The sequence below is a fragment of the Janthinobacterium sp. B9-8 genome (assembly GCF_000969645.2).
GTDB lineage: Bacteria > Pseudomonadota > Gammaproteobacteria > Burkholderiales > Chitinibacteraceae > Iodobacter.
In genome coordinates, this window is the sequence record NZ_CP014222.1 from 1,651,138 (window position 1) to 1,674,793 (window position 23,656).

General features: G+C 48.7%; 23 protein-coding genes. 6 read left to right on the plus strand and 17 right to left on the minus strand.

Going from position 1 to position 23,656, the window contains the following annotated elements; all coding sequences use genetic code 11:
• Positions 1–17: 17 nt before the first annotated feature.
• A complete protein-coding gene (locus VN23_RS07445; RefSeq protein ID WP_046352976.1) occupies positions 18–776 on the minus strand; it encodes an SDR family NAD(P)-dependent oxidoreductase in 759 nt (252 codons plus the stop codon).
• Between the two features lie 132 nt (positions 777–908).
• On the opposite strand from VN23_RS07445, the gene VN23_RS07450 reads away from it, so the two are divergent.
• Positions 909–1,217 carry an ArsR/SmtB family transcription factor gene (locus tag VN23_RS07450; RefSeq protein ID WP_046352975.1) on the plus strand — a complete coding sequence of 103 codons (309 nt, stop codon included), beginning with the start codon at positions 909–911 and terminating at the stop codon, positions 1,215–1,217.
• Between the two features lie 111 nt (positions 1,218–1,328).
• Complete coding sequence (gene speG, locus VN23_RS07455) at positions 1,329–1,859, plus strand: spermidine N1-acetyltransferase (protein WP_046352974.1); 531 nt, start codon at positions 1,329–1,331, stop codon at positions 1,857–1,859.
• A 287-nt stretch (positions 1,860–2,146) separates the two neighbouring features.
• On the opposite strand, the gene VN23_RS07460 is transcribed toward speG, so the two are convergent.
• From VN23_RS07460 to VN23_RS07475, 4 genes are all read right to left on the minus strand, one after another.
• On the minus strand, positions 2,147–3,298 hold the full coding sequence (locus tag VN23_RS07460; RefSeq protein WP_046352973.1) for an NAD(P)/FAD-dependent oxidoreductase: 1,152 nt from the start codon (positions 3,296–3,298) through the stop codon (positions 2,147–2,149).
• 121 nt (positions 3,299–3,419) lie between these two features.
• Entirely contained in the window at positions 3,420–4,355 is a 936-nt protein-coding gene (locus VN23_RS07465) for a LysR substrate-binding domain-containing protein (protein ID WP_046352972.1), read from the minus strand.
• The gene (locus tag VN23_RS07470; RefSeq protein WP_046352971.1) at positions 4,352–4,843 is read right to left on the minus strand and encodes a disulfide bond formation protein B; all 492 of its coding nucleotides are present in this window, start codon (positions 4,841–4,843) and stop codon (positions 4,352–4,354) included. The genes VN23_RS07465 and VN23_RS07470 overlap by 4 nt, the downstream gene beginning before the upstream one ends.
• Positions 4,844–5,070: 227 nt before the next feature.
• Positions 5,071–6,237: a patatin-like phospholipase family protein gene (locus VN23_RS07475; RefSeq protein WP_231743375.1), complete on the minus strand. Its 1,167-nt coding sequence runs from the start codon at positions 6,235–6,237 to the stop codon at positions 5,071–5,073.
• Between the two features lie 285 nt (positions 6,238–6,522).
• On the opposite strand from VN23_RS07475, the gene guaB reads away from it, so the two are divergent.
• Complete coding sequence (guaB, locus tag VN23_RS07480) at positions 6,523–7,992, plus strand: IMP dehydrogenase (protein WP_046352970.1); 1,470 nt, start codon at positions 6,523–6,525, stop codon at positions 7,990–7,992.
• Between the two features lie 65 nt (positions 7,993–8,057).
• Here guaB and VN23_RS07485 read toward each other — a convergent pair whose 3' ends face one another.
• The 10 genes from VN23_RS07485 to VN23_RS07535 all read right to left on the minus strand — a co-directional run bounded on the left by VN23_RS07485 (position 8,058) and on the right by VN23_RS07535 (position 17,812).
• The gene (locus tag VN23_RS07485) at positions 8,058–8,471 is read right to left on the minus strand and encodes a hypothetical protein (RefSeq protein ID WP_046352969.1); all 414 of its coding nucleotides are present in this window, start codon (positions 8,469–8,471) and stop codon (positions 8,058–8,060) included.
• 251 nt (positions 8,472–8,722) lie between these two features.
• The gene (locus tag VN23_RS07490) at positions 8,723–10,003 is read right to left on the minus strand and encodes an MFS transporter (protein WP_052746728.1); all 1,281 of its coding nucleotides are present in this window, start codon (positions 10,001–10,003) and stop codon (positions 8,723–8,725) included.
• Between the two features lie 63 nt (positions 10,004–10,066).
• Positions 10,067–10,654: a hypothetical protein gene (locus VN23_RS21760; protein WP_156455146.1), complete on the minus strand. Its 588-nt coding sequence runs from the start codon at positions 10,652–10,654 to the stop codon at positions 10,067–10,069.
• Positions 10,655–10,810: 156 nt separating this feature from the next.
• The gene (locus VN23_RS07500) at positions 10,811–11,152 is read right to left on the minus strand and encodes a DUF2489 domain-containing protein (RefSeq protein WP_052746727.1); all 342 of its coding nucleotides are present in this window, start codon (positions 11,150–11,152) and stop codon (positions 10,811–10,813) included.
• 194 nt (positions 11,153–11,346) lie between these two features.
• A complete protein-coding gene (locus tag VN23_RS07505; protein ID WP_046352967.1) occupies positions 11,347–11,793 on the minus strand; it encodes a Csu type fimbrial protein in 447 nt (148 codons plus the stop codon).
• On the minus strand, positions 11,783–14,056 hold the full coding sequence (locus tag VN23_RS07510) for a fimbria/pilus outer membrane usher protein (protein WP_046352966.1): 2,274 nt from the start codon (positions 14,054–14,056) through the stop codon (positions 11,783–11,785). The genes VN23_RS07505 and VN23_RS07510 overlap by 11 nt, the downstream gene beginning before the upstream one ends.
• A complete protein-coding gene (locus VN23_RS07515) occupies positions 14,056–14,775 on the minus strand; it encodes a fimbrial biogenesis chaperone (protein ID WP_052746726.1) in 720 nt (239 codons plus the stop codon). The genes VN23_RS07510 and VN23_RS07515 overlap by 1 nt, the downstream gene beginning before the upstream one ends.
• 364 nt (positions 14,776–15,139) lie before the next feature.
• Complete coding sequence (locus VN23_RS07520) at positions 15,140–15,598, minus strand: spore coat protein U domain-containing protein (RefSeq protein WP_046352965.1); 459 nt, start codon at positions 15,596–15,598, stop codon at positions 15,140–15,142.
• 194 nt (positions 15,599–15,792) lie between these two features.
• Positions 15,793–16,245: a spore coat protein U domain-containing protein gene (locus VN23_RS07525; protein WP_197433050.1), complete on the minus strand. Its 453-nt coding sequence runs from the start codon at positions 16,243–16,245 to the stop codon at positions 15,793–15,795.
• A 319-nt stretch (positions 16,246–16,564) separates the two neighbouring features.
• A complete protein-coding gene (locus tag VN23_RS07535) occupies positions 16,565–17,812 on the minus strand; it encodes a D-amino acid dehydrogenase (protein ID WP_046352962.1) in 1,248 nt (415 codons plus the stop codon).
• Positions 17,813–18,082: 270 nt separating this feature from the next.
• Between VN23_RS07535 and VN23_RS07540 the strand changes: the two genes are divergently transcribed.
• From VN23_RS07540 to recX, 3 genes are all read left to right on the plus strand, one after another.
• Entirely contained in the window at positions 18,083–19,939 is a 1,857-nt protein-coding gene (locus VN23_RS07540) for an ATP-binding protein (RefSeq protein WP_052746725.1), read from the plus strand.
• A gap of 101 nt (positions 19,940–20,040) precedes the next feature.
• Positions 20,041–21,102: a recombinase RecA gene (recA, locus tag VN23_RS07545; protein ID WP_046352961.1), complete on the plus strand. Its 1,062-nt coding sequence runs from the start codon at positions 20,041–20,043 to the stop codon at positions 21,100–21,102.
• Positions 21,103–21,183: 81 nt separating this feature from the next.
• Positions 21,184–21,627 carry a recombination regulator RecX gene (gene recX / locus VN23_RS07550; protein ID WP_046352960.1) on the plus strand — a complete coding sequence of 148 codons (444 nt, stop codon included), beginning with the start codon at positions 21,184–21,186 and terminating at the stop codon, positions 21,625–21,627.
• 182 nt (positions 21,628–21,809) lie between these two features.
• Here recX and VN23_RS07555 read toward each other — a convergent pair whose 3' ends face one another.
• Entirely contained in the window at positions 21,810–22,649 is an 840-nt protein-coding gene (locus tag VN23_RS07555) for a lytic transglycosylase domain-containing protein (RefSeq protein ID WP_046353108.1), read from the minus strand.
• A gap of 128 nt (positions 22,650–22,777) precedes the next feature.
• Complete coding sequence (locus tag VN23_RS07560; protein ID WP_046352959.1) at positions 22,778–23,656, minus strand: LysR family transcriptional regulator; 879 nt, start codon at positions 23,654–23,656, stop codon at positions 22,778–22,780.

Genomic DNA, 23,656 nt, shown 5'->3' on the forward strand with positions numbered 1-23,656 from the left:
CTTTAAAACAGCGCGCTCTAAATCTGTGTAAACCCGCCATCCACTGTCAGCTCTACACCATTCACATAGCGCGCATCATCCGATGCTAAAAACAATGCTGCAGCGGCGATATCTTCGGGCAGAGCCACATAGCCTAGCGGCACGACCTCTGCAGCGTAGCTAGCGAGCCCAGCAAGCTGCTCTGCATCCCATTTCAAGCCGTTTTCCATAATCGGTGTGCGGGTGAGACCTGGGCTAAGTGCATTCACCCGAATTTTGCGCCCTTTCAGATCATTAGCCCAAGAACGTGCAAACGAGCGCACTGCTGCCTTAGAGGCGTTATAAAGACTCAGGTTTTCCATGCCCTTATTGGCCACAATAGAGGCCGTCAGTACCACAGAGCCGCCATCTTTTAGCAGCGGCAACAGGGTTTGCACAGTAAAAAATACACCCTTTACATTGATATCAAACGTCTTAGCAAACTCCGCCTCAGCGGTCTCACCAAAGCGGTTGTATTCTGCAATGCCGGCATTGGCAAAGACGACGTCCAGCTGCTCACCCTGTTGCTCAATCGTGCTTTTCAGCTTTTGCAGCTCGCTCAACTCTGCCACATCCGACACCACGGCAATCGCCCTTTCCCCCAGCGCAGTGACAGCGGTATCCAGCGTTTTTGCCGACCGGCCCGTCACATAAACACGCCGTGCACCCTCATCAAGCAAGGCCTTAGCAATTGCAAAACCAATACCGGTTGAGCCACCGGTCACAACGGCCACCTGATTTTCAAATTTAGCTGACATGGTGTATTCCTATTTTTACTCAATTGTAAAAGGGTGCAACACGCCAGAATGGCAAGCTGCTTCTGCAAAGTTCTTTAGTTCGATAATTATCGAACAATTGAACTTTAGCATGCAGTATGCAACACTGCAAGCATGAGAACACCAGTCCACCCATCAAAAGAAGACCTCACCCTGACCAGAGTGCTGTATGCGCTCAGCGACCCCGCACGCCTTGCCATTGTGCAAAACCTTGCCAGCAATGGTGAACAAGCCTGTGGTGTATTGTGCCAGGACATGGCTAAATCTACCGCATCTCATCATTTTCGGGTACTACGCGAAGCAGGCATTATCCGCATGACTGCGGACGGCACACAATTTATTAACAGCATACGCAAAGAAGATCTGGACAGCCGCTTCCCTAGCTTGCTGGATGCGGTACTTCGCTCATCGACGATGGCTTAATATCGTGCACCATGCTCATTTAGGGTAACAAATACCATTCCCACTTAGAAAAATGAACTCCGCTTTACTGCTAATAGTCAGACACTTATCTTCATTATTCTTAAGAGTTATATGAGTAGCCGTTTAAAATTACGTCCACTAGAACGATCTGATTTACGTTTTGCCCATGAGCTCAACAATAATGCCAAGATTATGCGTTATTGGTTTGAAGAGCCTTATGAGACCTTTTCTGAGCTCACCCAACTGTACGATCAGCATATTCATGATGTGCGCGAGCGTCGCTTTGTGGCCATCAATGGCAATAGCGATACCGTGGGTTTTGTAGAATTAATTGAGCTGGATTATATTCACCGCCGTGCTGAATTCCAGATTATGATTGCGCCTGATCAGCAGGGTAAAGGCTATGCCACAGAAGCCACATTACTAGCGGCTCATTATGCTTTTTCAGTGCTTAATCTGCGTAAACTTTATTTGGTGGTTGATGTTTCTAATTTAGCGGCAGTCCATATTTATGAGAAGTGTGGTTTTATTAAAGAAGCCGAATTAATTGAAGAATATTTCTGCAATGGCAGTTATCACAATGTATTCAGAATGCGGCTGTTTCAGCATGATTTTTTCGCACAAAACCGCATCCAGAAATAAAACCATTTAAATTGCCTGTGCTTTGACTAAAAGCACAGGCACAGCCTACAAATTCTATTTATTTAAGCAAAGCATACATCGCCCTTTTGTAAGAGCAGCTTCAGCCACGAAAACAGTGTTTATAAAAACACTCACAGCTCGATTCGCGCCCATATTCCATAGAAATCAACTTTAGCTAAATCAGTAAAAAGCAATACTGACTTAAGCTGCGAAATGGTCAACCGCAAGCAATGGCTTAAACTTGAGTAAATAGAATCAGCGTGCCCCCGCAACAAATCATGCTGCCATTACGGCAGCAAACTTGGCAATTGAGCGCTCAGTTGCTGCTTCTCTTTTATCGCAGCTCCCAATAATGCAAAGCCAAGCAGCTGGCCTTGAGCATCAACAAAACGAGCATCCACTCCGCCCTCGATGGCGGACACTTGCCATTCACCCTGTGCGCCAATTGCAGGCGGTGCAACAACGGTTGGGCAGGCTGGGGTTTTAACTACAACAGGCATGGCGGGATATTTCACCGGAGTAGGCGTACCGGCCAGAGTAGCGGCCAAGGCACGGGCGCAGTGCATAATCGGCATCACAAAGGGCAAGTTTAAGCCCATCACTTCGGCGCAATCACCTAGGGCGTAGATATGCGGCTGAGAGGTTTGCAAAGCTTGATCAACCACAATGCCGCGATTCACTTTTAAACCAGCGCTGGTTGCTAAATGAATGCGTGGGCGCAGGCCAACGGCTGAAAGCAATAAATCAACTTCTACAATCGATCCGTCGTTTAATTCCACCAAATAGCGATCTTCCAAATGATCGTAATTTGTGGCCGTCATTCCAAATTTAAATTCAACCCCCGCACTCTGTAATTGCTGGCCTAAATAACGCCCTGCTGCTTCAGGCAAAAAACGTGACAAAGGCCATGCTGCCGGGTCGATCACCACAGGCTTAATACCCTGTGCTAATAAATCATTGGCAAACTCGCAACCAATCAGCCCTGCCCCTAAAATACCTACCGTTTTAACGCCTTCCAGCTTTTCTGCAAAAGAGGCATAGTCGTTAATATCATTCACCGATAATACATCGTCATCGGCATTGCCTGCTAAAGGCAGGCGAATTGGATCTGCGCCAATGGCTAAAACTAAATCACGGTATTCAAGTGCCTGACCATCAATTAATAAAACCTGCTTATTGGCGGTATCAATTCCGACCACTTCGGTATCGGGTAAAATAGCGGCGCTTAATTCTTCGGCCATTTTAGCGGCCGATTTCATTACTAATGTTGCGGCCGTTTTTTTTCCTGCCAATGCATTGGACAGCATAGGCTTTGAGTAAAAATCAGCAGCATCTTGAGCAATAATCGTTAAATGGCTGGTTTGATCCAGTTTGCGAAATTCACGTGCGCATTGATAGGCGGCTAAGCCTGAACCAATTATGACGACAGGGGCACTCATTTGTCTTCCTTGGTGAATGGAGCGCTAAAATCAAACTTCAAACGAACACACACATTGGCTTTAATCCCAAAATACCTCGCTCAGCACAATTGATAGTTGATTTGCTCAATTAAATCGGCGATTAATGAATAGGCTCATTGTTCAACATCGATACGGCGGGCAATGGCGCATTTAATACCGCTTGTCTTACGGCTTCTACGGCCGCTGTACGCGGAAAATTACGTCGCCAAGCCAGAATCACACGCCGCGTTGGAATTGGATCCTTAAATGGGCGAATAGTCAGCAACAAATCATCCGCACTGCTTACTGATGTAGCAGGCAATACGGTAACGCCAATGCCGCCTGCAACCATATGCCGGATCGTCGTGAGCGAGCTGCCTTGCAAGGTGCGCTGCAAACTTCCTACTGGCAAGCTTTCCCTGTTTAAATCAGGGCAGGCTTGCAAGACATGATCGCGAAAGCAATTACCAGAAGAAAGCAGCAGTACGTTTTCATCGGCCAGAACAGATGAATCAATTTCAGCCTCACTCTCCCAAGGATGGCCCTTAGGCGTGGCAACGACAAAGGGCTCGTCATAAACGGCTTGCGTAGCTAGCCCTGCTTCGAAGAAAGGCTCTGCCACAATCGCCACATCGATTTCGCCTTGCTTAAGCATTTCTACCAAACGCGCAGTGTAGTTTTCTTCAAGCAAAATTTGCATTTGCGGCGCGGCAAGTCGCAGCTGCGGAATTAAATGCGGCAATAAATAAGGGCTAATGGTGTAAATGATGCCAAGCCGCAAAGGACCAGCCAGCGGATCTTTGCCCTGCTCGGCCAATTGTTTAATCAGCTGCACTTCTTCTAATACCCGCTGAGCCTGCTCAACGAGACGCCCGCCAATCGGCGTCAGCGTCACATCACTGGCTGAGCGCTCAAATAAAGCCACGCCCAGCTCTTCTTCCAGCTTTTTAACCGCTACTGATAGCGTGGGCTGCGAAACAAAACAGCTAGCTGCTGCGCGGCCAAAATGGCGCTCACGCGCCACAGCCACGATATATCTTAATTCGGTCAGCGTCATGCTTTAGCCTGCCAAAAACGAATACCCCAAGTCGCCGCAATCAAGCCACTAAAGCCTAGCAAAGCCAGCACGGGCAAAGACAAGCCGAATAAGCTCCAATCGATCACGCCACACTCGCCATGCCCGGTCAGCACGCCTTTGAAAACCTGCAGCCACGGTTGCGTTTCCATTAAGTAATTCAGCCCAGGCCCGCAGGACGGCAAGGAGCTAGGATCAATAAAGTACTGAATCGCCACATGCCTCGCGGCAACTGCGGCCCCGGCCAAACCCACAATGGTAAGGACAATCGGCCAGAAGCGGTTCATTTTAGGCATGGGGATGGCGGCAGCGCAGAAAGACAATAGACCAAACGTAATAAAACCCACACGCTGGAAAATACACAGCGGGCATGGGCTTAAAAACTGGGTTCTTTCCAGATAAATTGCAAAAGCAATCGTACCTGCACAAAATAAAGACAGGGCCAAATGGCCCAAACGCCAACGCAACATATTTACTCCAAAGGCCAATCAATAGATACAGACTATTCTATCAGCCAACTCGATCAAGAGGGCACTTATGACAGTGCAAGAATTGCCGATTGATACACTGCACTGGGTGCAACATTCATAGGGTTTGCTTAAGAGTCGCTATCTTGCAGCAAAGTTCCGTGTCAGCAAACTTAAGAATGCATTACTGTCCGGAGTTTGATTCGAGATCGCCAATGAAAGGGAAAAGCTTATCGTTCGCTGGATTCAATGGACAAAAACGCTCTGAGCTCGCCTTCCTTTGCCATCGCATCGCGATAACCCAGCTCGATCAGCTTGCGGGAATAGCCACCACAAAATAATAAATAGCTGGCAATCACCGAGCCCTGATGCCGGAACGCGCCCATGCCACCTAATAAAAAGCGCATTCCCCATGGAAACTCCAGCTTAAAAGCTACCGCCAGCCGCTCTAATGGCTGAGAAGGAGAAATCGCCAGCACTTTAATTGGCCGCAAACCCAATGGCAGCTGCAGGGCTAATTCGGCAGGCACGGCGGCCAGCGTGCGGTTAATGCGGGTTAAGCGCTCCAGATCAGTATCTAAACCATCCAGAAAAATACTATTCATAAGATGCCCCATCACCTGAGCCAGTGTGGGGTAGCTGGTATGCTTTTCTCTTGCAGAAGGATCAGCCACCTGTGGCGCAACACCAATCACCAAAATGCGCTCGGCACCTAAGTGAATAGCGGGGCTGATAGGCGCAATTTGCCGTACCGAGCCGTCACCAAAATATTCGCGGTGCAGCCTGATGGCAGGAAATAATAAAGGAATCGCCGCGGAGGCCATCAGGTGATCTACGCTGATACTCGCCTTCACCCCCACTCTGGAGGCCCGGTGCCATACTTCCAAGTCAGCAGCCCCCTGAAAAAAAGACACCGACTGCCCGGATGTATAACCAGAAGCAGAAATCGACAAGGCACGTAAAGCGCCTGCCTCAATGCTCTGCTGAATACCTGAAAAATCCACTCTATCAATCAATAAATCACGCAATGGCGCATTATTTAAAAATGCACGCGGATTATATTTACCCAAGCCCCCCAAAAACAGCGATAGCAACCAATGCCCTGCCGTCTTTAATAAATGCCACACCGAGGTGTGATAAATATGATCGGGGCTAAGGCCCTGCCAAAGCCTTGCCAGCTCAAACACCGAACGGCGAAAATGAGCGGCTCCGGCCGCCAGCGCCACAGCATTAATGCCGCCCGCCGATGTACCACAAATAATAGGAAATGGATTGGCAGCCCCTTTGGGCAGCAACTTAGCAATCGCCAGCAAAACACCGACTTGATACGCTGCCCTTGCGCCGCCGCCTGACAAAATCAAGGCGGTATCTGCGGCATGCGCCTGCATTCGTTTCATCCCCATCCTGCGCCTCTTTATGTTCTCGTTTTAAATAAGCGAAACAGGCTGTCTCCTACTATTTACGCTAGCCCTTACCGGGCATCGCGGCAAGGCGAGCTCATAAATAAGACCTAGGCCAAGCAACTACTTTTCGCCGCGCTTACAAAAAACAATCATAACGCCCCTGCCCGCCTCTTTTTAAAGCCGTAAAATTGCAGATTATTAAAAACTGTACTAACGGGGGTTGGTCTTATTACGCGCAGTTCGGTATAATGCCGTTTTGGCGACTAAGGATTCTGTACCATGCGCGTGATTCAGAAGGCCCTCACCTTTGACGATGTACTTCTCGTCCCGGCCCATTCCAATATCCTCCCGCGTGATGTCGATTTATCGACCCAATTCACCCGCAACATTCGCCTGAATCTGCCGCTGGTTTCTGCAGCGATGGATACAGTGACCGAGGCTCGCCTCGCCATTGCTATTGCCCAAGAAGGCGGCATGGGGATTATTCATAAGAATATGACCCCTGTGATGCAAGCGAAAGAAGTATCCAAAGTAAAACGCTACGAATCAGGCATTGTTAAGGATCCGATTACCGTATCCCCGGAAATGCTCGTTCGCGACGTTCACGAACTCACCCGCCAGCATAAAATCTCCGGCTTGCCTGTGATTGATAAATCCGGCCAATTGGTCGGCATCGTCACCAACCGTGATTTACGTTTTGAGACACGCCTCGACGTGGCAGTCAGCAGCATCATGACGCCTAAAGAGCGTTTGATTACGGTCAACGAAGGCGATTCAATTGAATCCGCCCGCGTACTGATGCACGAGCACCGCCTGGAGCGCGTGCTAGTGATCGACGAAAACTTCAAGCTAAAAGGCTTGATTACCGTTAAAGACTTGATCAAAACCTCCGAACACCCATTTGCAGCCAAAGACGATCAAGGTCGCCTGCGTTGCGGCGCCGCAGTTGGCGTAGGCGCGGGCACCGAAGAGCGGGTAAAACTGCTTTCCGAAGCCGGCGTGGATGTGATCGTGGTGGACACTGCCCACGGCCACAGCCAGGGCGTGATTGATCGCGTGCGTTGGGTTAAACAAAACTACCCGCATATCCAGGTAATTGGCGGCAATATCGCCACCGCTGCTGCCGCATTAGCCTTGGCTGAAGCCGGTGCCGACGCGGTTAAAGTGGGGATTGGCCCAGGCTCGATCTGCACCACACGTATCGTGGCGGGTGTGGGTGTGCCGCAAATTACTGCGGTAGCCAATGTGGCCGATGCGCTGGCTGGCACAGGTATTCCATTGATTGCTGACGGTGGTATTCGCTACTCTGGTGATATCTCTAAAGCCATTGCAGCGGGCGCAAGCTCGGTGATGCTGGGCGGCTTATTTGGTGGCACGGACGAAGCACCGGGTGAAGTTGAGCTCTACCAAGGCCGCACTTATAAGAGCTACCGTGGTATGGGTTCTTTAGGTGCAATGGCCGGTAGCAATGGCTCATCCGATCGCTACTTCCAGGATAATGTAAACAACGCCGACAAGCTGGTTCCAGAAGGCATTGAAGGCCGCGTTGCTTACAAAGGCCCGATCACCGCCATCATCCATCAATTAATGGGTGGCTTGCGTTCTTCTATGGGCTATCTGGGCTGCAAAAACATCACGGAAATCCACGAAAAAGCCGAATTTGTGCAAATCACCGCCGCCGGCATTCGTGAATCGCATGTGCATGATGTGCAAATCACCAAAGAAGCACCAAACTACCATACCGATTAATCACCAATTACTCGCTATGCAAAAAGGCCGGAATTTATTCCGGCCTTTTTTATTTACACCACACGTTACTGAGGCACGGCGCTCACTATACGCTTTCGATCCCCCAGCAAACCCAAAATGCCAACCGGAATCAGCAGCACCCATTGTGGAAGCAACAGCAAAGTAGACGGCCCAGCAAACACCAGTGCTACAACAACAAACACAAGCCCAAACAACAACCACAACAAAGAAACAAAACGCGGCAGCGCACCAGCGGATGCTCTGCTGCTTGGGCGAGCACTCCAGATCAACGCTAAAGCTGACAAAATCAGGGTGACCGTCACCAAGTGCCAGCATGCATAAAGAAGAAGGCTCACCGGCTGAGGCATAGCCGATCCCAAGAGCGGTGCTTGGATTTCCGGCGTACCTGCAATCGTGTGCAGTGCGGCAGTAAACGCGGCAATCAGACCAGAAGCCAGCAGTAAACGATTTGTTTTCATCTTGGTTAAGGCTCTCAGTTAGCTCTGGGTGCAGAAAAGCACACACAGAATCAAAAGGGTAAATTGAAATCAAGCGGATGCGCACTGAACAGCACTCAAAGAATACCGTGCGACTACTCAAAAGAACAATAGGCAGAAAGATAACGTCAGCTTACCCATATAAAAAATGCCAAATAAATACCAGCAGCTTTCAAGTTTATACAGCAAAAAATCGAAGTCCCTTCCAAAATCCGAGGTACGCTAACCCAGATTTATTTGAACTGAATGTGAAATGCCTGAGGATATTCACGGCCATACCAATTACTCACCTCAGCATGGCTAAGCGACATAAAACCTTTAAATCCGGGGGTTAAAGCCAATGCACTTGCAACGATAGCGGACAGCAAACCGAACAAAAAATAAACATTATTTAATGGTAAATACATCAGGCAGGCGCCCGCCAGCAAGGGGCCGCCACTCGAAGCCAAACGGCTACTGGCCATGCTGACTGACATCATTCTTGAACGAAACTCAGGCGGCCGTGCAAGCATACGATGGGTTACGCCTCCAAGCACAAGCGCAGAATTTGAAATCCCTGTTAAGAAAAACAACAGCACAATAAGCAAAGGGTTTTCACACATCGCAAGCAAAGCCAGCATCAAGCCTTGAGCAATACCTGCGGCAACCCTGACATGGTATCGACCCAAACGGGAAATAAGCCAATTGGACAAACCAAAAGAGCCAATCAGTATTCCTACCCCAAGTCCTGCTTCTGTATAGCCAAACCACCAGCCACCCAAATGAAGCGATTGGATTTTTAATGGAACCAACATACCGATTGCCGGGCCAGCAAAAAGCCATGAAACGGCATTCACAATATTCCAGTTTCTTTCCAGCGGAATAGACCAACTCGCCAGCGCGCCTTGGCGCAGCTCCAGAAACCATTGAGCAAACCCAGAGCCTGCGGGTTTAATATTTAATGATTTTGGAAGAAAAAACGAAAGACCAAGCGCAAGTAATGCAAAAAACACATGTAACCATAAGGCAGCTGAAATACTCAGGAATGCAAGCACTCCGCCACTTAATAAAGGCCCCGAAAGCCGGACCAGAGATTGAACGCCTTTTTGCTTTGCAACAATGGCGGGCAGCTGCTCTGCATCAGCAAGCTCGGTAACAATATTACTTGTTGCAGGCTGAATAAGTGCATGAGCCAGCTCGGTAATCACTCCCGCAGCAATTAATCCCCAGATATGATAGATCCCGTGACTTGCGAATAAGGCTACAGCACCGCCACCAAATAAAAACAAACCAAGGCCAAGCAAAATAACCAAGCGCTTTTCACACCGATCCCCAATCGGAGATAGCAAAGGTAAAGCGCAAAACGAGGTAAAGCCCAGTGCTGCGCCATAAATGGCGATATCTTTAACTCCGCCAACAGTCACAATCCACCATGGAATTGCAATATGCGCAATCAAAATGGCTAAATTTGAAATAAATTCAATAGCAAGTATTTTTTTAATTGCTTTTGTAAATATATAATTTTGACTATCCATACTGCCAATTAGCTCGAGTAGGTTTAATTTACAAGCATTAAAAAAAACCAAAAAAATAAAAAGTTACTCACAAGCAATCTCTGATTGAATATCGTAAAAAGAAGGCGCTTCATAGTATTTATAAGGTTCCCAACAATGGAACTTTTGAGGACGTATCATTAGAGCCATAAATATCAAATAAAGAACAATCATGACCAAAATTATTTTTATAATTAAATAAAACTTAACTCTGTATATACTGCGAAATGAAAAACAAACACCCAGCAATAAACAAAAATTAATTGAGTCATTGACAAGCCCGTCCGTAAATGTCTCTGTAAATATGCGTGCGTTGTAATAGAAAAACCTTTCAACCATAAATGGTAATGACACGCCTAAAAGCAAAAACAAAACATCCATCGCGTATATTTGAAATACTTTTCTGAACATCAATAAAACTCCAAACACTTGCCGTAATAGAAGCGCCTTGCGCACGCGTTTATGCACAAAATCGAATCGTTTTTTTAATTGAGAAATTAAACAGGCGGCTAGCGCACTACCCAAGCAAGCAATGCCTATCCTTGGCTTATTTGAATCGGCATGCGCGTACGGGCCGCTTAATTTAAACGCCGTTTCAGCAAAAAATGCCGAATAGATACTAACAGCTTTCAAAGTATCACAGCAAGGAATGAAAAATCAGAAAGGTAAGCTCTCAATCCTCAGCGAATTGGCCAAGCGTGTCGCTAAGGATTAAAAAATCCGCGAAGTTGATCGCCATGAAAATCCAATCCTGCGAAAACAATATTGTCAGCGAGCAGGATGAATGGATCAGGCATAAAAGCGCTCAGCAAGATGCAGGCAAGCGCTCATCCCTACACTTTTAGCCCACGCATTTTTCGCTTCAATTTCAGGCTGATGTTTAGTCAAAGCCTCTTTGCACCAAAATACTCTTGGCTCGCCGATAGGTAGATGATCGATCTCGGATGCAATCACAACAAAAACCATAAAGTCTGGGTCGTTTTCTTCAACAGCGGCTTCGTGGCGCAAAGATGCCAACTCAATCGCACCATCAAGAAACCCAACCTCACCATCGAGCATGCTAAACGCAATAACACCAATTCGCTTACGAACTGACAGCACATCACTTTCATTGGTAATTATGATGGACATAAATGCCTAGTGCCTGAATTTACCGGCCTGCGCGTCTTTTCGCACATGTTCGGTGTGAGTATTTAGGAGTCTGACGGGGCATAAGAGCTGAAGAAGCAACTTTCGTCTAGCTGAGAGTAATAGCGGGCTGGAGAAGTATCAATTTTGACCACTAAGCACCTAATTTAATTCAGCGGTTAAACAACACATCCACACTAAGGCGATATAGTCAGCACCACGTAATCCTCATAGTTACCCACATCCACCTGCTGTAAAGGAGGGATTACGCCACAAAAATAGATGGGCGTCACGACACCAGCCGAAACCAAAACGCTTAAAGCATCTTTGCCCGTACCCAGCTCGGGCGCTTTGCATGTTGATTTATACAGGTGATAGCGAAGCAGGCTGCTGCCACCGCCTATATTGCGCATTTTCCTATCATTAATGGTGCCCGAAACTTGGCTGGGGCCAAACGAGATCGACAGCTTAGCCGCCTGAGTGCAGCTAGCTGTAATTAACTGCTGCCTGATTGTTTCGGTACTTAAACTCGGAGCGTATTGCCCAAAAGCCACTTCTTGCACCGATCCAAAGGAGCACATCCCCGCCAGGGAATACGCAGGCAGTAAAACAGCGGCAATACCGATGATTTTTTTAACTAACACTCGCTACTTCCCCGCCACAGATTAAATCACCCAGATCCAGCACTTCACCCATAGCATCAGGCACATCAATCCACACCGTACAAGACACACCCTTGTTTTGTAATTCAAATGGGTATTTGCCCGGCGCGATGTCTTCCAGATAGATTTTTCCATTGACATCGGTCATCGCAAGCAACTCGCCATCGGGCTGTTTTAAGCGCATCGGCGTATTGATATAGGGCTGCTGCTGGGTATCTAATATTCGCGCTTCAAAAGCACGGATTTTCTTGGCCGCGAAGGTAACCCGCCGCCCCATATTTTGCCCCGGCATCACATCAAGACGCAGCTTAGGCAAGGTATATTCAATAGGAATATCATCCTGCACCAAGGCAATTTGCTGTTGCCCATAACTACTTAATTCTGACACCCACAAATAGCCCTCTTCATCGGTATGGCCAATCAACTGGCTATTTTGCGTAACGCCTACCCCAGACAAACCTTCACTCTGAACCAGAGCAAAGCTTTGATTAATAGGCCGACTTGCACCCCACAGACCATCCACATAAGCCACCGCACCTTCGGCAGCCACTCTGTAGCTACTACGGCCATCGTATTGCCTTGCGCTTGCCGTGAGTTGAGATTGCGCAAATCGCCCCTGCACATAGGCATCTTGCGATGTACCTACCCGATCACGCTCTGTATTAATCCGATATGACCAGCCCTCACCTGCGGGGGTATTTTTGGCGTAATAGGCATTGATTCTTTGCTGATTCAATTCATCACGCTGCACGCCCATGCCTGCCGATTGATTGCCATCGAATAGCCAAGTTAAATTAATAAACCCCTGAGTGCCATTGTTTCGAAGTGAAAGCGCTGTAGACACCGAGAAATCCCGCACCGGGCTTGCAGAAAAACTCAGCCTTAAAGCATTCGCTGTTTCTGCCGTCCCTCCCATCTGGCGCATTAAATCCACACCCCAGTTGCCCATATTTTCACTCCCAAAACCAAAGCCCACGCTGCCATTCCATGCGGGCACAGGCAAATCAAACATGGCGGGTAGGTAATGAGCACTTTGCTGCTGCAACATGGCGCGCAAATTAAAAGCCTGCTCTTCATAGCGATAGTTAAACAGGCTTGCTTGCCCCTGCTCTTCGCCATTTTTTGCCCAGGATGCAGCCGCCCCCAGCACGCCGTAATCGCCCAGGCGGATATTAGCCAAAGCGCCTGCGCTCTGATGCCCCGGGGTGCGCTCTGCACGTAAACCCACGGTCAGATAATCACTCACGCCGTAGCGGTGCAAGCCTGAAAATGCAGCACCCTGATAGTGATCGAAGCCCTCTTTTCGCTCAACGCCCGCATTGTAATTAAACTCGTGCAAGCCAGACTTCAGCAGGGAGTCATCAAAATAATAGGGCAAATTATAAACCTGACGGTTGCCATACTGATCTCTCACCACCACCGCAATATCCTGAAAACCTGAAAAATAGCTCAGGTCTTGAAACTGATACATCCCCGGCTGTAGATCAATATTTTTGACGATCACGCCATTGATAAAAATTTCAGCCTTGGATGGACTGGTGATGGGCGCACCGCCATTTAAGCCCGGCTTTGTTTCAAAATAAGGCTGCATTGAAAACACACGGCTTACCCCTATCCCCGCCATCGACACACCGCGCCCCAAAGCCCCCGCTGTAGATGAAATGTCTCCCAAGGTGATGCGCATCATTTGATCTGGGCTATCGTAGCTCAGCGTGCTATCCAGTCGCAGCCAGCCTTGATCCTGGCTCTGATAATCGTGGCGGCTACGTAGATTCCAGCCCTGTGTGGCCATATTTAATGTGGGCGCTAAGCCAATGACCGTTTGCCCGCTGACATCTCGGCCAGCCGACACCGCATAATTTAAATAAGCCGATGTCCCTCCCTGCCAAGGGCGGATATGATTTTGCTGGGAGAAGCTCGATGTTTGTAGTGGCAATAAAGCAGGATCAGACTGCAGACTGGCTTGCAACAAATTCAAATCAAGCTCGGCCTTTACGCCCGTAATTTGATCCATCCGCACAAAACGACGCCCAGCAAAAAGCTGACTACTGCCTTTTACCTCACTCAGGCCCATGCCTTTAAGAGCATCCACGTCCAGCCAGTAAATATCGGCCTCTAATCTGGCTTCAAGATCGCCTTTTGCCATGCCATTGAGCATGATATTAAGGATCAGCGGCTCGGCGGCGGCACTTGCAAAGCGGCAGCTACATAATAGCAAGGCCCATAAGGCAATTTTACGTGCCATTATTTACAAGCCGATGCGGGAATGTCCAGGGGCACACTCAGGCGATGGCGATCAAAAGACACATCAATTTGGTGATGGCCTGGCGAGCAATGCGCCAGAGGAAAATGGTAATCACGCTCTGCCCCCGCCAATAAATACCATGCGCTGAATTCTTGCTGATCCAGTTTTAGCGTTTCACTTTTTAACGAAGACAATCTTAAAGTGGCATTGCCGGTGTTTTTCAGCCTAAAGCTGAATTCGCCTTTTTTAAGCTGCCTATTTTCCATGGCCGCAGCCAAGTTTAAAGAGGCGGGCTGAACAAAGATCGGCACGCCAAAACTCAGCACCATTGATAGCTGAGAGCTACCCACCTCACTTTTAAGCGGTGGCTGCTCATTCACATACAGGCGATAAGCCAGCTCATTGGCGGCTCTGGGCACCCGCAAACCAATACGCACTACGCGCTGGCTATGCGGTGCGATTTCCGCTTGCTTAGGAAAAAACAACAGATCACTGGTATCGCTATACAGATCTTCGCCAGTGGCATCCTGCTCCCAGCGCTTAGCGTCGAGCGCCACACGCAAGGGGGTGTCTCCCACATTGGCAATCGTAATAGAAGAGGTTTTATCTTTAGCCGTAAAATCCAGACGCACTGGCGATACAGAAAACTGTGCGGCAAAAGCACCGGCACAAAACAAGCTGATCCATCCAGCTAATAAGCGAATCAAGACCTTTTGCATGTCAGGCTCTTTGAAGTAATGTTTAGATCACGCCGCCTACCCGCCCCGCCGAGTGGGGGCAGGCTAGCTTGGCGCAAGAATAGAAAAACATGACCCAATAAACCCTGCCGCTACTGCAGCAAAGTGGCCAATGTCTTTAGGGAAGTACTGATTAAATTGTCACCTCCGAATGTGTTATCGAAGATCCAGTGCAAATACTGGATTCCCACCTAAATGGGAATAACGAAACCGAATAATGCAGAGCCTCCCCTAGGGAAGCCCCACCTTAGTCATCACCCCGCATGCTTTTTTTAAAATCCAGCGTGCACACTGAATCTCTGCCAGAGCGGGTGCAATGAAACGGCATGCCTCTTTAGCAGAGCACTTAAGGAGCAACAGTCAGCACAACCGTATCGGCATAATCACCCGCCTTGGCATTTTGATATGCATCGCCTGCTACGGTGGCCGTCAGCATGACTTTATTTTCTTTTAAACCGCCCTCACCCACGCCTGATGTTTTATCTACGGTCAGATCGTATTCAATCAAATCACCAACATCACCACTGGCTAGCTTAATATTTTTTTTACCGTCTGCACCATTTAAGCCATCGTTCATCGAAACTGTGTAGCTGGTGCCCTTGGAACACCAAAAACTGATATCCGCTGTTGTTTGTTTATTTTCAACAATACCGGGGGTCATATCTGGAATTGTCATGGTGACATCAGATGGGCTTACAAAAGTGCAAACGGGTAATACTTTGCCTAATACATGGACATTTACATTAGCAGCAATAGCAGGAAAAGTAGCCGAGGCAAATAAAGTAGCCAAAATCATTTTCTTCATTGAATCCCTCTTTTATTTAATAAAGTCAATAAGTAATAACAAGGAGAATTCTATAATAAATTTCCGACGACAATAAGCTAAATACTTTACAAAAAAAGGGTGATCTATATCATTCAAATGATTATTAAGGGGTACTTTTACATTGCATTAGAAACACCTATATAAAAATAAAAAATTATCAACATAAAAATAAATTACGGATTTATTTTTAAAACAACTAAATCAGAATAATTCCCAGTTTTAATTGCAAGATAATCTGCACCGCGCACACTGGCACTTAATTTTAATGGAATAAGCACAGCCTCCCCCGAGCCCACGCCGCCGCTCAGACTGCTTTGCAAGTGATAAGGCAGATAATCCCCGCCCTTGCTATTTGCCATTTTTCTGGTACGGCCCTGTCCTTGATTAAAGTAGAGGCCATTATCAAGCTCCACCTTATAGCGTGTGCCTTTAGAACAGGAAAAACTCACCTCGCCTACCACATTGCGATCTCCCTGCCCCGGCGTTAAACCACCAAAATCAAGCACTACATCATCAGGCTGGGCAAAGACACAACTTCCTATGACTTCGGCACTCACACGCTGAGATTCTGCAAGCGCAGAAAAAGAAAACAATACCAAGAACAAACAAAATGCAAATCGAAACATACAACTAATCATTTAAAACTCCATCACAACGCGCTCCACGGCCGAGGCACCGCTATTCTCAATACGCTTAAATGAACGCACAAAGTTTAAAGGCCGTGAGCAGATTGAAGCAGCCGCGGTTATCGCAGATACTTTGCTAGAAATTGCGCAACGGGGAAGCACCCTAGACTGCACTTTTACATTAATTGCCCATGCTGATTGAGTAAATGCATAGCATAATAAATAGCAACAAATTAATCGCATCATATTCTCAACAAAAACCACGTCGCAAGGTAATTAGTCTAAATAAATAGACCACTATTTATTTAGACCGCCTCAATTACTGAAAACAAAAATCAACCTCAGGCGTTTTACCGGAAATTAAATCGGCAATCGCCAATGCCGAGCCACAGCACTCTGTCCAGCCCAAGGTGCCATGCCCCGTATTCAGCCATAGGCTTGGATAGCGTGTACGGCCAATATAAGGCAGATTGCCTGGCGTTGCTGGGCGCAAGCCTGTCCAGAACTCAGCAGATGCATAATCGCCACCGTTGGGAAAAATATCCCTTACACGATCAATAATCGCCTTACAACGCACGGCTTTTAAATCCAGATTATAGCCATCAAACTCTGCTGTCCCTGCCACGCGCAGATGATCCCCCAATCTAGAGAAAACCAGTTTATGCCCATCATCGGTCAGGCTTACAGTCGGTGCACAATGCTCGGCACGCACTGGAATCGTGGCGGAATACCCCTTAGCAGGGTAAATATCCAAGTTAATCCCTAATGGGCGTAAATGCAGCGGACTGTAGCTACCTAAGCTCACCACAAAAGCATCTGCGCTAAGCGACTCTGCACCATGGCCCCCTACCACTCGCACGGCCTGCACATCACCTCCCGCACAATCAAAGCCCGCTATTTCACAATCGTAGCGAAACTTCACCCCAGCCTGCTCGCACAGGAGCGCTAATTCATTGGTAAACAAGCGTGCATCGCCCGATTCATCACTCGGCGTATACGTGCCACCGACAATCGGGCGCATCGAATCACGCAAAGCAGGCTCAATCAATAAACACTCTGCTGTCGATTTAACTTGCCGATCTAGGCCCAACTCGCCCATTAACTTGGCGGCAGGGATGGCTGATTCAAACTCGGCTTGCTCGGTGTAGTAATGCAAAATCCCTTCGGTGCGCTGATGATATTCAATACCGGTGGCCGCACGTAAAGCTTGCAAAGTATCTCTACTATACAAGCCCAAGCGCACCAGGTTTTGCAGGTTGTAGCGCGCCTTCTCTCGTGTGCACTGTTGTAAAAAGCGCAAACCCCAGCGCCATTGATTCCAGTCAAGCTTAAAGCGAAATAGCAGTGGCGCGTCTTCCTCACCCAACCATTGCAACGCTTTCCACGGTGCTTTTGGATTAGCCCAAGGCTCGGCATGGCAAACGGATATTTGCCCGCCATTGGCATAGCTGGTTTCTCTTGCCGCTTCAGGTGCACGCTCAATCACCGTCACTTCGTGCCCTGCCTGGCTTAGAAACCAGGCCGAGGTAATACCAATCACACCTGCCCCCAACACAATCACCTTCATGGTTTTTCCTTATAAATCAATTCTGAATCTGACGCGCTTACCTGCTAAAAACAATTTCATACATAACAGAAAAATATAATGAATACGGCCCATCTCAATATTCAAGCAACAAGACATCGCTCAATTGTTTTTACAAAAACATTAACAAAAGCGATTCATAATACTTGATTAAGAATCATGAAATGATGATACGTTTTACTAGAAAGCCATGACTTGATCTAAACTAACATCTGAAACCCTCAACCTACCCAAGCCAAGCCCCACCACGCTATGAATCTGTCGCTTCGAACCGCTATTATTTTTGCCACCCTTTTAGGCTTATTACTGCCCTCTGGCGTGAATGGCTATATCAGCCTGACTCGCCAGCTGGATAATGCCCAGCGACAAATCAATCTGGATCACCAGCGCATTGCAGATATTCTGGTATTGGGTATGCAGGAGCCACTCTGGAATCTCTCTCCTGATGCAGGTAAGCCCCTGCTGGAATCAGTGATCAGCGACGAGCGCATTGTGCGTATTACGGTTAATGACTCCACGCTAGGCCTGTTTATTGAAGCCAATAAGCCAGAGCGCCGCCGAGGCCATTTACACTCCCTCACCCGTGTAGTGAGTAAGCAAGGCAGCAATATTGGCACCATCACCATTGAGTTAGACGATGGCAATGCCACCACCCGCATTCGCAGCGAGCAACGTCTCTATCTGGCCGCAGTACTTTTACAAATCGTACTCAGCCTTGGGCTGATTCTATTACTGCTTGAATCACGCATTATCCGTCCACTGGCCGAACTATCCCGCCAAGCCATTCAGCTTGCTCGCCGGGAGCTGGACGAAGCCTTTATCTGGCGGCGCAGTGATGAAATCGGCACCCTGGGGCAAAACTTAGAAACCACCCGTAAATCGCTTAGCGATTTAATCCTCACGCTTGAGCAAAAAAACCTGCAACTGGAAACCGACATCCTTGGCCGCAGGCAAATTGAGCTAGCCCTGCGCGCCAGCCAGGATCGCTATCGCAGGCTGGTTGAATCGACGCATATTATCCCCTGGGATGCCAACCCGGATGAATGGCGGCTCACCTATGTTGGCCCGCAAGCCGAAGCACTGCTTGGCTACCCCTTAGCTCAGTGGTATCAGGAAGGCTTTCTTTCCAGCTATCTGCATCCGGACGACAGACACCACGCTTACCGCCTCTTTAGTGAAACCAGCAAGACCGGGATTTCTGAATTTGAATGCCGCTTTTTAAGCAGCAACGGCGAAGAAAAATGGGTACTACTCACCGCCTCAGCCCAGTGCGACGCCGATAATAAACGCACTTTGCAAGGCTTTATTATTGATATCAGCGAGCGCAAGCAAGCCGAGCTGGATATGGAACGCTACCGCAATCACCTCGAAGAAGTGGTTGAAGCACGCACCCGAGCGCTGGCCTCGGCCAATCACGAGCTGGAAGCTTTTTCTTATTCGGTATCGCATGATCTGCGCATTCCGCTACGCACCATCGAAGGCTTTAGCCAAGTGCTACTGGAAGACTATATTGGCTCGCTGGATATCAATGCCCGCAACTATTTAGCGCGCATCCGCAGTACCACGCACAATATGACCAGCCTGATTGACGATTTACTTAATCTATCCAAACTCACCCGCATTGAAGTGCGCTGCCAGACCATCAACCTAAGCGCTTTAAGCGAAGAAATCGTTGATGAATTCCGCAGCCTGCAGCCACAACGGCAAATTGATATTCATATCGAGGACAACTTAAAGGCCAACGCCGACCCTAAGTTGATGCTGATTGCGCTCAGACATCTACTCGATAACGCATGGAAATTTACCGAGCAAACTCAAGATGCAAAAATCGCCATTGGCGCAAATGAGATCAATGGGCAAACTGTTTTCTTCATTCAGGACAACGGAATCGGCTTTGATATGGCCCATGCCAATAAAATATTTTCGCCTTTTCAGCGCCTGCATTCACATGCCGAGCTCACCGGTAATGGCATAGGCCTTGCCATTGTGCAGCGAATTATCCACCGCCATGATGGGCGCATCTGGGCTAAATCTCAGGCAGGCAGCCACACCGTTTTCTACTTTACTCTGCCCAATAAGCCCCACGCAGAGCACCGCCAGCCACACTGAGTAAAGTGGCAAGATCCACAAAATCAGTAAAACACTTTTCATTTACAGAACGATTGTTCTATAATCACCCATCTTATTTAAACAGCGCTCGGGACACACACATGGACGACAACAAGAGCAAGGCACTCGCCGCGGCACTCGCGCAAATCGAACGCCAGTTCGGCAAAGGCGCCATCATGAAAATGGGCGAAAATCAAATTCAAGGCGATCTGCAAGTGGTTTCCACCGGCTCCCTTGGTTTGGATCTGGGCCTTGGCGTTGGCGGCCTACCTCGCGGGCGTGTTGTAGAAATTTTCGGGCCAGAATCTTCAGGCAAGACCACACTCTGCTTGCACGTTGTAGCTGAAGTGCAAAAGCTTGGTGGCGTGGCTGCTTATATCGATGCAGAAAACGCACTCGATCCTGTTTACGCCAGCAAACTGGGTGTAAACGTATCTGAAATGCTGATCTCTCAGCCCGATACCGGCGAGCAAGGCTTAGAAATCGCCGACATGCTGGTTCGCTCTGGCGGCGTAGATATTATCGTGGTTGACTCGGTTGCCGCACTCACACCCAAAGCCGAAATCGAAGGCGAAATGGGCGATGTACACGTGGGTCTGCAAGCACGCCTGATGAGCCAAGCTCTTCGTAAGCTCACCGGCAATATCAAGCGCACTAACACGCTGGTCATCTTTATTAACCAGCTGCGCATGAAGATTGGCAATATGATGCCGGGCCAAAGCCCTGAAACCACCACAGGTGGTAATGCGCTGAAATTCTACGCATCGGTTCGTCTTGATATCCGCCGTATTGGCGCGGTTAAAAAAGGCGACGAGATCATTGGCAACCAAACCAAAGTAAAAATCGCCAAAAACAAAGTGGCCCCGCCGTTCCGCATCGTGACCTTTGATATTCTTTACGGCGAGGGCATTAGCCATGAAGGCGAGATCATCGAATACGGCGTTACGCATAAAATCGTTGAAAAAGCCGGTGCATGGTACAGCTACAATGGTAATAAAATTGGCCAAGGCATGGAAAACTCCCGCCAATACCTTAAAGACAACCCTGAAGTGGCCGCAGAAATTGAGCAAAAAATTCGCGCAAAATTAGGCGCGGGTGGCTTATTGCCAATCGATCCTGCTGCTTTACTTGAAGATGGCAAAGAAGAAGAGTTAGAAGCTTAAATAGCACGAGCCAGCCCCTCCTCCCCAGAGGGGCTGGCTATCGACCCCACCACAGGGGCCGATGCAATGAACGAGTAAGAAATGACGACCGCTCTACGCAATAAAGCCCTGCAACACCTCGCGCGCCGAGATCATTCACGCGGCGAACTGCGGCTCAAACTCCTCCCTTTTGCAGAAGACCCCAGCGAAGTTGATGCGGTACTGGATGATTTTATCGAGCGCGGCTGGCAATCTGATACCCGCTTTGCCGAACAATGGGTGTTCTACCGATCCCAACGCTACGGGCCGCAACGCTTACGTGCCGAGCTACAGCAAAAAGGCGTTTCCAGCGAAATTATTTCAAGCGTCATGGAAGAGCACGGCGACACCGAGCTAGAGCAGGCCCGTGCACTTTGGCGAAGAAAATTTGGCAGCCCACCTCAAGACCCCAAAGAAAAAAACAAACAACTACGCTTTCTCATCAGCCGTGGTTTTTCTGTTTCTGTGATTTACAAAGTAGTAGGTGGGGAGGATGAGGATTATTGAGGGGTGTTAGGCAAGGCAAACCCAAATATTGAACCACGAAGCACGCAGGGAACATCGGGGAGCCTCTTTGCGTACTATGATTTCTGGCCGTTCAGAAATTAAATACTTCGCACCAAAATCAACGAGCCGAAGGCACTAAAAAGATCATTGCATAGCATCTGTGAAGTAAAAAAACACCACACCTATAAAATCGGTCGCATTTGTGCTTTGCTAATCAGCCGTTGCTTCATTTTGTGCTGAGCATAGGGATAAAACTTGATCACCTTTGCCACGTATTCTTGTGTTTCAGCATAAGGTGGCACGCCGCGATAACGGTCTACTGCTTTTTCTCCCGCGTTATAGCTTGCAGCCACCAGCACGACATTGCCTTGGTAGCGATCAAGCAACCAACGCAAATAGCGCACCCCGCCTTTGATGTTTTGGCTGGCATTAAACGCATCTTTCACATTAAAACGCTCAGCCGTTTCCGGAATCAGCTGCATCACGCCTTGTGCTAATTTAGGTGATAAAGCCTGCGGGTTTAATTGCGATTCCACCCTTGCAATACTTAAAGCGAACTGCGGATCAACATCGTGCCACAGGGCAATTTGCCGCACGATACGGGCAATTTTTTGCTGATTGGCGCTAAGTTCGGGAAAAGGCGGCATCGGTGGCTCGGGCGCTTTCTCGGGCTTGATATCAGCCAAGATACAAGGCGGCAAGGCACTTGCACCCAGCCTGATGGTTTCTAGCATGTTTTGCGCCCGCATATGCCCTTGTTGAGCTGCACCAGAAAACAAGGTTGCTGCCATTTTTCTATTCTCAGGCACACCCTCACCAAAGGCGTAGAGCATACCTAAACGATATTGTGCTTCTATCGAGCCTTTTCTGGCTGCCGCACAATAAAGCGTGGCAGCTTCCCAGGCATCAAGCGATTCAAACTTAGCTGCTGCAGCCAAGCTTTCTTGCAACACGGGGGCTTCACCCGCATTGGGCACAGGGGCACTCAGCAGTGCTGCGCCCAAAAGCAAACTCGATATCATGACGCCCCCTTTGCCCAAAAATCCAATCATGCTTACAGCATATTCCTGCAATGCAAAACACATCGCATTAACAGATCAGAGGGCCGGAACACACGACCAGCGATCATGCAGTAGGCCACGATTTTCTCCTAAGTCATCGGCCTTGCACGCATGAAATCAAGCAGAATTCTGACTTTGGCAGGCAAATAACGAGCGCTTGGATAAACGGCATAGATGCCACCGGCAGGCATAGTCCATTCAGGCAAAAGATGCACCAAACGCCCTGCCGCCAAATCATCGGCCACCATAAAATCAGGCAAAACCGACAAGCCCGCCCCACTTCTAACCAGCGCCAACACAGAAGACGGCGCACTGGCCCGCATCACCGCCCGCATTCTGACGGTGCACGACTCATCGCCATGATTAAATTTCCAAGTCAGCGGCGCTTGCAGCCGCGTCATCGCCACCCACGGCAGCATGGATAATTCCTGAGGATGCGTCAGCGCGGGGTACTTCGCCAGACACAAGGGGGATGCCACCACGCATTCGGCAAACTGCGCCAGCTTGATGGCGTGCAGCGCAGAATCTTGCAAACGCCCCAAGCGAAACGCCACATCAATCCGCTCGGCCAAAAGATCAAGCACCTCATCGGTGGCCAGTAATTCAATCTCCAGCTGAGGATGCAAAGCAGCAAACTCTGCCAGAAGCGGGGCCAACACCGCACCGGCGTAATCCACCGGCACAGTAATGCGCAGTAGGCCTGATGCTTTTACCTGCCCCAGTCGATCAAGCGCCTCATTCGCCGCCAGCAGCAGCGGGGCAATATCGGCATAAAGCTGCTCGCCGATTTCGGTCAGCAGCACTTTGCGTGTACTACGCGTGAGCAGCGCCACCCCAAGCTGCGATTCCAGCTTGCTGATTTGCTGGCTCACCAAAGATTTAGCCATTCCTAGCCTATCGCCCGCAGCCGTAAACCCACCCGACTCCACCACGGCCACAAAAGTGGCAAGGCGATTTAAATCCAACAT

What these genes read in the sequence shown, in the direction of transcription:
- VN23_RS07445 (WP_046352976.1), bottom strand. Translation starts at nt 776, where the DNA reads ATGTCAGCTAAATTTGAAAATCAGGTGGCCGTTGTGACCGGTGGCTCA.
- VN23_RS07450 (WP_046352975.1), top strand. Translation starts at nt 909, where the DNA reads ATGAGAACACCAGTCCACCCATCAAAAGAAGACCTCACCCTGACCAGA.
- speG (WP_046352974.1), top strand. Translation starts at nt 1,329, where the DNA reads ATGAGTAGCCGTTTAAAATTACGTCCACTAGAACGATCTGATTTACGT.
- VN23_RS07460 (WP_046352973.1), bottom strand. Translation starts at nt 3,298, where the DNA reads ATGAGTGCCCCTGTCGTCATAATTGGTTCAGGCTTAGCCGCCTATCAA.
- VN23_RS07465 (WP_046352972.1), bottom strand. Translation starts at nt 4,355, where the DNA reads ATGACGCTGACCGAATTAAGATATATCGTGGCTGTGGCGCGTGAGCGC.
- VN23_RS07470 (WP_046352971.1), bottom strand. Translation starts at nt 4,843, where the DNA reads ATGTTGCGTTGGCGTTTGGGCCATTTGGCCCTGTCTTTATTTTGTGCA.
- VN23_RS07475 (WP_231743375.1), bottom strand. Translation starts at nt 6,237, where the DNA reads ATGAAACGAATGCAGGCGCATGCCGCAGATACCGCCTTGATTTTGTCA.
- guaB (WP_046352970.1), top strand. Translation starts at nt 6,523, where the DNA reads ATGCGCGTGATTCAGAAGGCCCTCACCTTTGACGATGTACTTCTCGTC.
- VN23_RS07485 (WP_046352969.1), bottom strand. Translation starts at nt 8,471, where the DNA reads ATGAAAACAAATCGTTTACTGCTGGCTTCTGGTCTGATTGCCGCGTTT.
- VN23_RS07490 (WP_052746728.1), bottom strand. Translation starts at nt 10,003, where the DNA reads ATGGATAGTCAAAATTATATATTTACAAAAGCAATTAAAAAAATACTT.
- VN23_RS07500 (WP_052746727.1), bottom strand. Translation starts at nt 11,152, where the DNA reads ATGTCCATCATAATTACCAATGAAAGTGATGTGCTGTCAGTTCGTAAG.
- VN23_RS07510 (WP_046352966.1), bottom strand. Translation starts at nt 14,056, where the DNA reads ATGGCACGTAAAATTGCCTTATGGGCCTTGCTATTATGTAGCTGCCGC.
- VN23_RS07515 (WP_052746726.1), bottom strand. Translation starts at nt 14,775, where the DNA reads ATGCAAAAGGTCTTGATTCGCTTATTAGCTGGATGGATCAGCTTGTTT.
- VN23_RS07520 (WP_046352965.1), bottom strand. Translation starts at nt 15,598, where the DNA reads ATGAAGAAAATGATTTTGGCTACTTTATTTGCCTCGGCTACTTTTCCT.
- VN23_RS07525 (WP_197433050.1), bottom strand. Translation starts at nt 16,245, where the DNA reads ATGTTTCGATTTGCATTTTGTTTGTTCTTGGTATTGTTTTCTTTTTCT.
- VN23_RS07535 (WP_046352962.1), bottom strand. Translation starts at nt 17,812, where the DNA reads ATGAAGGTGATTGTGTTGGGGGCAGGTGTGATTGGTATTACCTCGGCC.
- VN23_RS07540 (WP_052746725.1), top strand. Translation starts at nt 18,083, where the DNA reads ATGAATCTGTCGCTTCGAACCGCTATTATTTTTGCCACCCTTTTAGGC.
- recA (WP_046352961.1), top strand. Translation starts at nt 20,041, where the DNA reads ATGGACGACAACAAGAGCAAGGCACTCGCCGCGGCACTCGCGCAAATC.
- recX (WP_046352960.1), top strand. Translation starts at nt 21,184, where the DNA reads ATGACGACCGCTCTACGCAATAAAGCCCTGCAACACCTCGCGCGCCGA.
- VN23_RS07555 (WP_046353108.1), bottom strand. Translation starts at nt 22,649, where the DNA reads ATGATATCGAGTTTGCTTTTGGGCGCAGCACTGCTGAGTGCCCCTGTG.
- VN23_RS07560 (WP_046352959.1), bottom strand. Translation starts at nt 23,656, where the DNA reads ATGTTGGATTTAAATCGCCTTGCCACTTTTGTGGCCGTGGTGGAGTCG.